12 protein-coding genes and 1 riboswitch are annotated in these 12,861 nt (G+C 56.3%); of the genes, 4 read left to right on the plus strand and 8 right to left on the minus strand.

Annotated features, from left to right (window positions below):
• A partial coding sequence (locus tag E1297_RS47710) for a sodium/glutamate symporter (RefSeq protein WP_244328147.1) occupies positions 1–390 on the minus strand: 390 nt, incomplete at its 3' end.
• Between the two features lie 9 nt (positions 391–399).
• Positions 400–924 carry a DUF6446 family protein gene (locus tag E1297_RS47715; RefSeq protein WP_155151399.1) on the minus strand — a complete coding sequence of 175 codons (525 nt, stop codon included), beginning with the start codon at positions 922–924 and terminating at the stop codon, positions 400–402.
• A gap of 91 nt (positions 925–1,015) precedes the next feature.
• Between E1297_RS47715 and E1297_RS47720 the strand changes: the two genes are divergently transcribed.
• Positions 1,016–1,648, plus strand: coding sequence for a MarC family protein (locus E1297_RS47720; RefSeq protein WP_155151401.1), 633 nt, complete (start codon positions 1,016–1,018; stop codon positions 1,646–1,648).
• Positions 1,649–1,656: 8 nt separating this feature from the next.
• Here E1297_RS47720 and E1297_RS47725 read toward each other — a convergent pair whose 3' ends face one another.
• The gene (locus E1297_RS47725; RefSeq protein ID WP_155151404.1) at positions 1,657–2,586 is read right to left on the minus strand and encodes a glycine--tRNA ligase subunit alpha; all 930 of its coding nucleotides are present in this window, start codon (positions 2,584–2,586) and stop codon (positions 1,657–1,659) included.
• 206 nt (positions 2,587–2,792) lie between these two features.
• Here E1297_RS47725 and E1297_RS47730 point away from each other — a divergent pair, with 206 nt between their 5' ends.
• Entirely contained in the window at positions 2,793–4,529 is a 1,737-nt protein-coding gene (locus E1297_RS47730) for a serine protease (RefSeq protein ID WP_155151408.1), read from the plus strand.
• A 69-nt stretch (positions 4,530–4,598) separates the two neighbouring features.
• On the opposite strand, the gene E1297_RS47735 is transcribed toward E1297_RS47730, so the two are convergent.
• The 4 genes from E1297_RS47735 to folE2 all read right to left on the minus strand — a co-directional run bounded on the left by E1297_RS47735 (position 4,599) and on the right by folE2 (position 9,766).
• Positions 4,599–6,173 (minus strand): thiamine pyrophosphate-binding protein, encoded by a 1,575-nt coding sequence (locus E1297_RS47735; RefSeq protein ID WP_155151409.1) that lies wholly within the window; start codon positions 6,171–6,173, stop codon positions 4,599–4,601.
• Positions 6,173–7,621: a TrkH family potassium uptake protein gene (locus E1297_RS47740; protein WP_155151412.1), complete on the minus strand. Its 1,449-nt coding sequence runs from the start codon at positions 7,619–7,621 to the stop codon at positions 6,173–6,175. The genes E1297_RS47735 and E1297_RS47740 overlap by 1 nt, the downstream gene beginning before the upstream one ends.
• A gap of 52 nt (positions 7,622–7,673) precedes the next feature.
• Positions 7,674–8,381: a hypothetical protein gene (locus tag E1297_RS47745; RefSeq protein WP_155151415.1), complete on the minus strand. Its 708-nt coding sequence runs from the start codon at positions 8,379–8,381 to the stop codon at positions 7,674–7,676.
• A 281-nt stretch (positions 8,382–8,662) separates the two neighbouring features.
• Positions 8,663–9,766, minus strand: coding sequence for a GTP cyclohydrolase FolE2 (gene folE2, locus E1297_RS47755; RefSeq protein ID WP_155151421.1), 1,104 nt, complete (start codon positions 9,764–9,766; stop codon positions 8,663–8,665).
• Positions 9,767–10,043: 277 nt separating this feature from the next.
• Here folE2 and E1297_RS47760 point away from each other — a divergent pair, with 277 nt between their 5' ends.
• A complete protein-coding gene (locus E1297_RS47760) occupies positions 10,044–10,826 on the plus strand; it encodes a 2OG-Fe(II) oxygenase (protein WP_155151424.1) in 783 nt (260 codons plus the stop codon).
• A 43-nt stretch (positions 10,827–10,869) separates the two neighbouring features.
• On the opposite strand, the gene metZ is transcribed toward E1297_RS47760, so the two are convergent.
• Positions 10,870–12,060, minus strand: coding sequence for an O-succinylhomoserine sulfhydrylase (gene metZ / locus E1297_RS47765; RefSeq protein WP_155151427.1), 1,191 nt, complete (start codon positions 12,058–12,060; stop codon positions 10,870–10,872).
• Between the two features lie 61 nt (positions 12,061–12,121).
• Positions 12,122–12,199, minus strand: a riboswitch (SAM riboswitch).
• 122 nt (positions 12,200–12,321) lie between these two features.
• Between metZ and E1297_RS47770 the strand changes: the two genes are divergently transcribed.
• A partial coding sequence (locus E1297_RS47770) for a glutathione S-transferase N-terminal domain-containing protein (RefSeq protein WP_155151904.1) occupies positions 12,322–12,861 on the plus strand: 540 nt, incomplete at its 3' end.

Consider the following 12,861-nt stretch of genomic DNA (forward strand, 5'->3'; position numbering starts at 1 on the left):
AACACCAGACTGGGCCGGATATCCAAAGAACAATGCCCCCGCCGCACCAATCAGGTTCTGGAATACAATCGTGACTAAAGTCAGGAGCAGAAGGATCAGCAAAGGCTTACCACCCGCGATCAGGTCTGACAGCCGGGCGTTGAGACCGATTCCGGCAAAGAACAACACCAGCAGAAAATCCCGGGTATTCAGTTCAAACGAAAGCTCTACGCCAAACAGAAGATACAGCAACAGCACCACAAGCGATGCCAACAGCCCGCCAGTGACCGGTTCGGGGATATTGAAGCTGCGCAGGGTCGCGACACGGGCATTGATCTCGGCGCCCAGAAGATAGACGGCGAAGCCCAGCGTTGCGGTCAGAAAGTCTGGGATCTCAAACGTGTATCCCATGTTGCTCCCTCAATTCTGCGGTCTGGGCGGACATTCCTCACCAACGACAGTGCCATCATAGGCTTTCTCGCCGCAATTGTTCAGTGAATGCCAGATGTAACCTTTGCCATCCTCTGTCACTGCTACGATCCGATCAACACCATAGTGGATGTTCTTGGTGCCGATAAAGGCGCTCGCCTTTCCGGATTTCAGCGCATCCGCAAGGGAAACGGCATCGTAACAATCAAACCAACCCGGCGCAGTCAGTGGTTCCGGCTTCTCTGCGGGCATGAATCCTTCGGCCAACTGATCTGGTCTCAGATCGGTTTCAAAGCAAGCGCGGAACCGGATCGGAGAGCTGTCGGCATCAATCGCCTGAAACTGGCTGTATTCGATGGGTTCGGCCTGCTCGGTCGTTGCAGACAGCAACACCACGTCCTCACCAGGCTTGGGTTCGACCTCATAGTAAAACCCGTAAACCTGCAGGTAATACATGCCAACACCGGCGGTGACGGCGCACACCACAAGAATGATTGCCAACAGTTTTCCTGTCATCAGTCTGCTCTCCTGCTCATGCCGCCTCTTTCAAGATCGTTGAAAATAGGACAGGTTTAAAGCCAATACAGTTGGTTACGAGGCTCTTTGAATGGATACGACCCTTGCCGTGGGATTTTTTGGCGCGCTGTTCGCGATCATGAACCCGATTACAAATCTGCCGGTGTTTCTGAGCGTGACGGATGGTCTTTCGGTTTCGGACCAAAGAAAGGTCGCTGTAAAAACATCGCTTTACTGCCTGATCCTCGGCAGTGCCTTTGCGGCCATCGGCAGTCAGGCTCTTGGCCTGTTTGGTATCAGCGTTGACGATCTGCGTGTTGCGGGCGGCCTGGTGGTTCTCATGATCGGGTTGAACATGCTGAACGGTGGCGAAAGCAGCTCGCATCACGGCACCGAAAGCGAGAAGCAATCCTATCCTGCCCCCGAAACCGTCGCCTTTTACCCGCTGGCCTTTCCGATCCTCGTAGGTCCGGGCACGATCACAACCCTGATCCTTTATGCACATCATATATCCGGGGCGGCTGATGCGATTGCCTTTGCCGTCGTCTTTCTGGGTGTAGTGTTCTTGTTGCTGGCAACCTTCTGGAACGCCTCCACGATTGCGCAACGCTTGTCCGAGAACGCACGTGTGATCATGAGCCGCTTCATGGGCATGATCCTGTCGGCCATCGCAATCAGCATGATCGCGGACGGCCTCAAGGCATTGCTTCCGGGGCTTGCCTGAATGGCCCATCAGGCCACGTGCCCAGCGGCCTCTGTCTGAACAAAAGCATCCGCGCATTGCTTGGCCAGTGCGCGGACGCGCCCGATATAAGCCTGCCTTTCGGTCACCGAGATCACTCCTCGCGCATCCAGCAGGTTGAAGATATGGCTCGCCTTGATGCACTGGTCATAGGCGGGATGCGCCATGATGATGCGCTTGCCGGTCTTGGGATCGTCGTGCTCTTGCGCCAGGATGGCCGCACACTCGGCTTCAGCTTCTTCGAAGTGACGCAACAGAACCTCGGTGTTGGCCACGTCAAAGTTCCAGCGGGCATATTCCTCTTCGGTCTGCTTGAAGATGTCGCCATAGGTCAGTGGGCTGGGCGACTGCGGATCATTGAATGGCATGTCCATTACATGATCGATACCCAGCACATACATTGCCAGACGCTCGAGACCATAGGTCAGTTCACCAGAGACAGGTGCACAATCATGGCCGCCAACCTGCTGGAAATAGGTAAACTGGCTGACTTCCATCCCGTCACACCAAACCTCCCAGCCCAGACCCCAGGCACCCAATGTCGGGCTTTCCCAGTCATCCTCGACAAAGCGGATATCGTGCAGCTCCATATCGATGCCGATGGCCTGCAACGAACCCAGATACAATTCCTGAAGGTCTGGCGGGCTGGGTTTGATCAGCACCTGATACTGGTAGTAGTGCTGCAACCGGTTCGGGTTTTCGCCATAGCGCCCATCCGTCGGGCGGCGTGATGGCTGAACATAGGCTGCTGCCCATGCTTTTGAGCCCAAAGCACGCAGTGTCGTCGCCGGGTGGAACGTACCAGCACCAACTTCCATGTCATAAGGCTGCAGGATCGCGCAACCCTTCGACGCCCAATAGGTCTGAAGCCGCAGGATAATCTCCTGAAATGAACGTGGTGCGCTGGACGTATCGGTCATGACATTCCCTTTGGACGCGTCGGCGCCCGGTTCCGGTCGGTTTTGCCCTTCCTATGCAAGGGGCCAAGGGGCGTCAACGGGCCAATGGCATGATGCTGTCACTGCGCGGCCACACCAGAAATTCCCCGTATTCCAACCATGGCGTTCAGCACATTAAATCGCGTAATCTGCGCCAAAGATAAAACACTGCATAACACGGGCAGAAAATGACACGCGCATTAACGGCATTTCTATTTCTTTTTCTCTTCGGCCTTCGGGCTGCTTTCGCGCAACAGGATCAGGGCGTCTGGGTCCAGGTCGAGGCGCAACCCTCGCTGCGCGAGGCGCAGGATCGCGCACAAGCGTATTCCAGCACCCTGCCCGACGTGAACGGCTTTCGCCTGAACAGTGGCTGGTATGCGATTGTAATCGGGCCCTATCTGCGTGACGACGCCGAACAGGTTTTGCGCGTTTACCGGGCCGAAGGTCAGATCCCTGCTGACAGCTTCATCGCATTTTCCAATTCGCTGGGACAACAGTTCTGGCCGATCGGTGCCAACATCCTGGACCGAGGGGCGATTACGGCACCCGTTCAACCTGAAACTCAGCCTGAGCAACCTCAGGCCGCATTGTCACAGGAATCAGACGAAACCCGATCTGAGGCTCTGCAGGGTGAGCGGCTGCTGACTGCGCAAGAACGCAAGGATCTTCAGACCGCCCTGCAGGCTGCAGGCTTCTACAACTCCACAATCGACGGTGCATTTGGACAAGGAACGCGCCGCTCCATGGGGGATTGGCAGCGCTTCAACGGCTATGAGCCGACTGGCGTTCTGACGACACTGCAGCGCAAGACGCTGATGGATGATTACAACGCTCCGTTGATCAGCGCTGGTATGGAGCGCCACTCTGATACTCAAGCAGGCATCGAATTGGATCTGCCATTGGGCTTGGTTTCCTTTGATCGGTATGAGGCACCTTTTGTTCACTTCAAACCAACCACCGATTTCAACGCCCAGGCACTGTTGATCAGCCAGGAAGGCAGCAAATCGACATTGCGCGCGCTTTATGAGGTTATGCAGTCCCTGAAAATCGTCCCGCTGGATGGCCCTCGCGAGCTGCGTGGTGACAGCTTCACCCTGGAAGGGCGCGGAAACGGTATTGTCTCGTATACTCAGGCCGCACTGAAGGATGGTAAGATCAAAGGCTTTACGCTGGTTTGGCCCGAAGGAGACGAAGCCCGCCGTGCACGCGTTCTGGCAGCCATGAGGTCCAGCCTGAGCACCACCGATGCCGTGTTGGATGCCAGCGCCGGAGCGGATGCCGAGCAGCGCATCGATCTTGTTTCAGGCTTGCAAATTCGCAAGCCCCGCCTGTCCCGCTCGGGCTTTTTTGCTGACGCGAATGGTGCCGTTCTGACCGTTGCCGAAGCTGCCAGCAGCTGCACCCGTGTAACACTGGACGGCGATCAGGAGCTGCAGGTGGCCTGGACAGATGTCGATCTTGGCATTTCGGTTCTGCGCCCCATTCGGACGCTCGCTCCGATGAGTGTCGCAGAATTCAGTGCCAGCCAGCCTCGCATTCAGTCCGAGGTCGCTGTTTCAGGGTATTCGTACGAAGGTGCGCTGGGCGCCCCGACGCTGACATACGGACAGGTTGCCGATATCCGGGGCCTGAATGGTGAGGAAGGCGTGAAACGCCTGTCTCTGGTTGCTCAGCCCGGCGATGCTGGCGGGCCAGTTTTTGATAGCAGCGGCAATGTTGTCGGCATGCTGCTGCCTACCGCTTCGGAAGGTCGTACCCTGCCCGACACGGTCAGTCTGGCGGCCGGAGCAGATCGTCTGAACGAGGTTCTGACCAAGGCAGGTGTTTCGGGTCAGTCGGGACAGGAAACAGCACAGATTTCGCCGAACGAACTGAGCCGTCGCGCCACTGGTATGACCGTACTGGTTCACTGCTGGGATTAAGCAGTTAGCGACTCCCAATAAAAAACGGCGCCGCAATCGCTTGCGGCGCCGTTTCGTTTTCGGAGATGTTCAAAGCACGTCTGGCGTCACCCGAATAAGGGTGGGCACCGGCGCCTCAAAAGCCGCGCGGACAGCTGCTTGCATTTCTTCAAGACTATTAGGATTGGCAGATCGCGCGCCATATGCCTCGGCCAGTCGACAGAAGTCAGGATTGCGCGCGACGACCGCATTCGGGGCGATCTGACCCCGCACCATGCTGTCTTCGATCTCTTTCAGCTTGCCGTTGTCCCAAAGGATGATGGGCAAAGATAAGCCCAACTCAACTGCGGCACCCAGTTCCTGCATCGTGTATTGGAAACCATAGTCACCCGCGATTACGGCTGTCGGTTTGCCACGGCGAGCCACCGCTCCGCCAATACCAGCGGGCAGCGCATAGCCCAGCGTCCCAAACCCGGTTGGGTGATGCCAGTGATAGGGAAGGGATACATCCCAAATCTCTTTGGCGACATAGGCAAACTGGGTCATGTCCGAATAGATCATGGTCTCGGCAGGCATCGCCTCGCGCAGCGCATCTGCGACCGGCACAATGCCGGGTCGTTCGGCATCAACCTCTGACCGCCACCGCGCGCGGGCCACAGCCACTTCCTCGTGGGTCCATCCTGCGGCAGGTTTCGCGTTTTCGGTAGCAGCCCACAACGCGTGAGCAAAGCTTTCACCATCGACCTGCAATTTGACAGATGCACGGTGATGATCCGACAACACCTCGGGATCCAGATCTACACGTACCAGATTAGCAGTGTGGCCAAGGTCACGACGCCACAAGTCGACCTCGCCCAGTTCCGCTCCAACAGCGATCACAAGATCTGCCGACGCAATCACGTCAGCGCTCCCCGGGCGCGGCAGCATTGCACCAAAATCCAACGCATAGCCGGTGCCCACCAGACCCCGCCCGGCATAGGTGGTGAAACATGCAGCGCCAAGCTGGTTCAAGATCTGACGCCATAGGTTGGAACGACAGCCGCCGCCCAGAATAAACAATGGTCGCTTTGCGATGTTCAGCAGCGACATGACAGACGAGATGTCCGGTGGTGACGCCTTGGTGCGCAGCGCGGGTTGGTTCGGGAATGGGGCAGGATCAGCGCTTGCTTCCAACTGCACAATAGGTACCTGAATGTGTTTGGGCCGAGGGCGACAAAGTTCGAATTCTTCAAAGGCGCGTTCGATCAGACCATAGGCGGATTGGGCATCGTTCGCCTGAACGGACCAGTCAGTTACGGTTTCCGCAGCCGCGCGCTGATCCTTCATCTGGTGCAACTGCCCGCGCTGCGCCTGCGTTTCGTCAAGACATGAAGACAGAACCAACACAGGAACAGAGTCAGTATAGGCCTGTCCCATCGGTGTCATCGTGTTGCACAATCCTGGTCCGGTGATCACATAAGCCACGCCGGGCTTGCCTGTCGCCCGGGCATATCCATCTGCCATGAACCCCGCACCCTGTTCGTGCCGCGCAAGAACATGCGTAATCCCAGCCTCCTCGATACCGCGATACATTTCCTGATTGTGCACACCGGGAATGCCAAAGATCACATCAACGCCGCGATCCTTCAGCATGTGCGAGATTTGCGCACCAAGGGGTCTTTTCATCAGCCTCTCCAGAATTGAACGGTAAAGATTGCGTAAACGGCCAGCAGCTCAAGGCGGCCTACCAGCATTCCGATTGTCAGCAGCCACTTTGCAGTGTCATTGAGATTGGCAAAGTTGCCTGCCGGACCAATCTGATCACCCAGACCCGGCCCCACATTGGCCAAAGCGGTCGCGGCACCAGATACCGATGTAATGAAATCCAGTCCCGTCAGTGCCAATGCCCAGGACAGGATACCCATCGATAGCGCGAAGAACATAAAGAAGCTCATGACCGAGGTCAGAACGTCAGGGCCGATTGTACGACCATCATACTGGGGCAGAAAAACACCATGTGGCGAACGGATTCTGCGGATCTGCGTTTTGATCGAGGCAAACAGCAACTGATAGCGGAAGACCTTGATGGAACAGGCAGTCGATCCCGCACATCCACCGATCAATCCGATCAAAAAGAACAACATGATCGGAAAGCTGCCCCATCCCATATAGTCGACACTGGCATAGCCGGTGCCAGAGATGATCGAGGTGATATTGAACAAAGATTCTCGGAAAGCCTGTTCCCAATGGTGCGGGAAGACCGATGTCAGGAACACTGACATGATCACGACCAGTACGACAATCGTCGCCAGAAAGGCGCGTATCTGGCTGTCCTGCCAGAGGGAGTTGGTGTTGCCATTGGCGAACTGAACATAACGAACAAAAGGCAATGCAGCCAGGATCATAAAGATCGAAGCAGCGTATTCAGCGGGTCCAGAAAAAGTCCCGAACGAGGCATCGTAGTTGGAAAACCCACCCGTCGAAACGGTCGTAAACGCGTGCACCAGTGCATCGAAAAAGCTCATCCCCAGCCCGGCATAAACCAGCATGCAAACAAAGGTCAGAAACACGTAGATCATCGATATCTGACCAGCGATCTCCTGCGCCCGTGGTAGGATTTTCCCCATGGTTTCAAACCCTTCCGAGCGGAAGATCTGCATACCACCCACCCGAAGCTCGGGCAGAAAAACCATGGCGACAACGATGATCCCGATACCGCCCAACCACTGCAAGATACCGCGCCACAACAACAATCCGCGCGGTAGGCTATCCAGCCCGGAAATAACGGTTGAGCCGGTTGTGGTCAGACCCGACATCGCCTCAAAATAGGCGTCGACGAACCTCAGCTCAGTTTCGCCAAATATGAAAGGGATCGATCCGAACACAGGCAATGCCACCCAAACGCCCGAGGTCAGCAAAAAGGTCTGACGGATCGTTAGACCTTCGCCCACGCCGTTGGAACAACTGATGGCAAGCACAGTACCTGTCAGCAGGGTAATAACCGCACTTTCAAAGAACACATGCCATTCGCCACGGCCCTCGATCAGGTCCGCGAGCATAGGTAGCAGCATGGTCGCCCCAAGAATGGCGACCAGCAGGCCAATCACATATCCAACCGGGCGAAGGTCCATCATGACGGGCAGCGTTGGCCCGCCTTCCCGATCATGTCAAGCAGATGATCGGGGATTACTCTTCGCTTTTGTCAGATGTCCCCGGCATCACCGGCGGTTTTGAAGGCGCACGAGTCTTTCGGGCAGTAGTCTTGACCGTAGACGTTGTCGCCACTTCAGGCGCCTTTGCGGCCTGTTTGGGCGTGGACGTTGCGGTTTTGCGAGTGCGAGCGACGGGCTTGGCGGCCTTTGGTTTCGGCTCGACCGCAGGTGTTTCTATTACAGGCTTCGGCGTGACCTCGGGTTTCGGAGCGCTCGTTGCCTGAACCACCGCAGGTTTCGGCGCGTTGGCAGCGGGTTTCTCTTGGACCGAAGCAGCTTTGGGTGCTGTGTTTGCTCTGGCAGCGGGCCTTGCTGCAGCACGTCCGCCCGTGGCGCGCGGTTTTGCCGGTGGCTTGGTCTGCACACGCGGTTTAGGTTGCGGTGCCCTGGTCGTTTCTGCTCCTGCACCAGTGACCTTAGCAGCTTTCGCCTTGGGTGCGACTGGTTTCGCGGGCTTGGCAGTGGCGGCCGGTTTTACTGCTTTCCTTGCTGCTGGCTTGGCAGGCTTTGGCGCAGGCGTCGGTGCCGACGCGGCCTCGTGTAGGGCATTAATCGGAGCCATCGGGATTTCAAAGGCCGAATGAGCCATGATCTGCATGATTTTCATCTGGTTGGCCATTGCATAGCCGGCCAACCGAAAGGCTGCGGCTTGAATCTCAAGCTGCTGGGTAATCGGGTTCATTACTTATTTCTCCTGTGAATGCCATGCAGCCAGGAAAAGAGTGTGAGGCGCCCTGCCCGCTCCGATTTCTCGGTCGGCGACTTTGGTATTGCAGTCCAAGGCGTCGCACGTCTCGGCTTCCTTTCGGGGCAGCACACCATATCAGGCGCTGGCATGCCGCAGCTGCATTCAGCAGCAGCCTAACCCGAAGCACATCGCAATTGCAGCATTATTCGCTGCAATGCGGCAATAAAGCGCCGATTTGGAGATATGGTGCCCAATTGATCCGCTAGTACGCGCAATCACCCAACATGGAACAGGGTGGTGAACAGCCTTGGGTCCAGACTTGCAGAGGCAAAAGTTGGACCCTCTGTCAGGATCGAAACAGCGTCGTGGCTATGCAGACTTTCCTGATGGCTTGCGATTACCCGGAAATCCCCGACATGATGATCGGCCAGCAGTTCGGCACAGAAAAGACGCGCGGCATCTTCGACAAAGATCGGATTGGCGGCGTTCAGCTCGGCAAAGGCCTGCTCGTCCTCACGCTTGACCATGACCTGAGTTTCGGTCGGTACGGCACGACGGCACAATGCGATCAGGTCTTCAAACCATAGACAATCAGCGTCGCAATCTACCACAACCGATATACGTGCAACCGATCGCTGCGAATGCGGCGTCGCCAATTGGCCGCGCATCGAACGTGCATGCTCACTAAGTTCCAGCGAACATGGGCAGGTTGACGAATAAACATAGTCCAGATGCATGATCTTCTGGCGCACACCGTTCTGTTCAACCAACTCCAGCGCGATATCGTAATACTGATAGCCTTCAAGCCCGGATCGCAGGCTTTTCACCCGGTCAGGATAGGAAAAGCGCATCTGAATCCGTGCATCAAAACTGTCCAGATCAGTCATGTAGTCGCTCAGCGCCGCTTCCATAACCTCAAAGCTGAAAGTGCGTTCGGCATGTTTGTAGAATGAACGCATGATCCGGGACATGTTGATGCCCTTCTTCTCAGCCTCCAGACTCACAGTGCCGGTAATCGAGGTCTCAAGCGTCAGATCATCACCATGCTTGCGGTGAAAACGGATCGGCAGTCGGAAGTTAGAAATACCGACATGCTGAATCTGCTGCTTGGCCCCACGGATCAAGCTGGACGGACCATTCTGCAGGTCCGGCAGTGTATCCCGGTAAGCTTCGGAGATTTGAAAGCCCTCGGGATATTCACGCGACAGCGAAGGATAGTTCACCGGCGCCAAGCCGGGCACCAGACGCGACACGGCCGGATCAAGCTGACTGATCTCAGCGGCAGATGCAGACTCCGCCCATTGGCGCAGCACCTTAAGTGCAGCGGCTGCTTCGTCGCGATCAGGTGTCTCGTCAATGTCGCGCGAGTGAATATTCATAGGCTGCGGTTCCTCGATTGGTCGCCGGAATATATACGACTGCAGTTGTTTTTCCAGTCTAGCCTTGTACGTGCGAATTAGCAGGCTGGATCAATAAAGAGTAGAGCAAAATCGTCACTTTCCGAGCGAATGCGCCACGTAACTAACAGTCAAGGACAGGATCGGTAGATACCCAAAGTCTGGCAACTTAACCTTGTCGCAAACGGAACAGTATCGAACGCGCTCAGATTCTAGCATTTCAGAAAACACAAACATCGCTGCCAACAGGGGGATAACAATGCGCGATATTCTCGACCTCGACCGATTTCCCATCGACCGCCCAGGTAGTGCTGAGTGGAACAATCTTGTCGAAAACTGCCGCAATGACCTTGAGCAAGATGGTATGTTCAATCTTGACGGCTTGATGCGCGGCCAGATCGCGGCGCAGGCCGTTTCCGATATGGCACCCCGGTTCGAGAGCGAAGCGTTTCTGCATGAGCGTCGTCACAATATCTATTTCAAAAAGATCGCCGATCTGCCCGAGGGCCATCCTGCCCTGCAGGAATTTCAAACTTCCAACCGGACGCTTTGTGCAGATCAGATCGACGGCTCTGCCTTGTTGCGTCTGTATGAATGGCCCGAATTTGCGCAGTTTCTGGCCGCGACGATGGGGAAACCCGCCCTGCATGTGATGGACGACCCGCTGGCGCGTGTGAACGTCATGTCATATCAGGAAGGGCAAGCACTGAACTGGCATTTCGACCGCTCGGAATTTACCACGACGATGTTGCTGCAGGCCCCGGATCAGGGCGGAGGCTTTGAGTACCGCACAGATTTGCGCAGTGATACTGACCCAAACTATGACGGTGTTGCACAACTGCTGAGCGGTGGTGACGATCAAAGCAAGGTCATAACGCTTAGCCCGGGCACGTTGAACGTGTTTAAGGGAAAGAACACCGCCCACCGGGTAACCCCGGTTGGTGGCGACAAAGCCCGCGTGATCGCTGTCTTTTCCTATTACGAAAACCCCGGCGTCACCTTTACCGAAGCCGAGCGGATCGGTTTTTACGGACGCGCCTGAGGCAAATTCCCCCTGCAGCGGGTAAGCGCTGCAGGGTTGTCATTTAGTTCTGCGAAGCTTCAAGCGCTTGTTGGATATCAGCCAGAAGATCCCCAGCATCTTCCAGACCAATCGAAAGACGGATCAGACCGGGCGTGATCCCCAGTTCGTCTTTCTGCTCGTCACTCAGCCGCTGATGCGTGGTTGTGGCAGGATGAGTCGCGATAGATTTGGCATCCCCCAAGTTGTTCGAAATCACCGGAATGTTCATCGCATTCAGGAACGCAAAGGCCGCAGATTTCCCGCCCTTGATATCCAGCGACAAAACCGTACCGCCCTTACCGCCCAACTGCGACTGGACCAGAGCATTCTGCGTATGCGTCTTGAGCCCCGGATACAGGGTACGCTCCAGCGCAGGATGGCCTTCCAATGCTTCGGCGATCTGCTGCGCAGTCTCTGCTTGGGCGTTGACGCGCAATGCGATGGTTTCCAGCCCCTTGAGCATGATCCATGCATTAAACGGGCTCAGCGCGCCACCTGTATGCTTCAGATACGGCTCAACAGTTCCGCGGATAAACTCCTTAGTTCCGATAATGACACCGCCCAGCGCACGTCCCTGACCGTCAATATGCTTGGTTGCGGAATAGACCACCACGTCTGCGCCCTGCTCAATCGCGCGGGAGAATACGGGCGTCGAGAATACATTGTCCACAACAACAGTCGCACCAACCGCATGCGCCAGCTTGGATACGGCAGCGATATCAATCACTTCCAGAGTGGGGTTCGACATCGACTCGAAGAAGACAGCTTTGGTATCCGGACGAATGGCCGCCTGCCACTGCTCAAGATCAGTGCCATCAACAAAGGTGACCTCAACCCCATAGCGGGCCAGGATGTTTTCCAGAATATAAAGACAGGAACCGAACAATGCCTTGGCCGAAACAACGTGATCGCCCGCCTTCAGCATGGAAGTCAGTGCACCATTGACCGCCGCCATACCCGATGCCGTGGCGAACGCATCCTCTCCGCCTTCCAGCGCGGCAATGCGTTGTTCGAACATTGAAACAGTGGGGTTGCCGTAACGGGCATAGATGAACTCGTCCGGGCCACATTCCAGAAACCGTGCCTCGGCCTGTTCAGCATTGTCGTAGACAAAACCCTGCGTCAGGAAAATCGCCTCGCTCACCTCGTTGTACTGGCTGCGGCGAACGCCTCCATGGACGGCTTGGGTGCGTTTGTTCCAGTTCTCGCTCATCTCATTCCTTTCAGCCTCCGGCAGAGGCAAACAAAAAACCCCAGACGCGGCCAAGCGAAAGGGGTCTTTCATCCTGACCTTTTAGCGGTGTTGTTTAGCGTGGCCCGCAATCCGGTAACAAATCGCCACGAAGCTTCTGCGACGCAAATACGCCGGGCGTCCTTAGCAGTCAAGCCCGGCCGCAACCCTGTCACGCTTTCGTAACTCCCCCTTGCCGATTGCAGAGAAAACCGCATGATCCTTTCAATCTGAGGAGACACCATGATCGATCTGTATTTCTGGCCCACGCCGAATGGCTGGAAAGTATCCATCGCATTGGAAGAGATGGAGCTTGCCTACACCACTCATCTGATCAACATCGGCAAGGGCGATCAGTTCGACCCGGACTTTCTTAAAATCGCACCAAACAATCGAATGCCCGCCATTGTCGATCCGGATGGCCCGGACGGGGCACCGGTTTCGGTGTTCGAAAGCGGCGCAATCCTGATGTATCTGGCCCGCAAGACAGGGCGTTTCTACGGCAAGACCGAACGCGACCGCATCGCGGTCGAGGAATGGCTGATGTGGCAGATGGGCGGCGTCGGCCCGATGGCCGGTCAGGCACATCATTTTCTGAAATACGCACCTCAACTGGACCCGCCACAGAACCTCCCCTACCCCAAAGACCGCTACCGTTCCGAGGTTGCGCGCCTCTATGGGGTGCTGGATCGCCGACTGGCCGAAAACGAATATGTTGCCGGAGATTTCTATTCGATTGCCGACATGTCGATCTGGGGCTGGGCCAGCCTTTGGGAGGGACAG

The organism is Roseibium sp. RKSG952, from assembly GCF_009711355.1.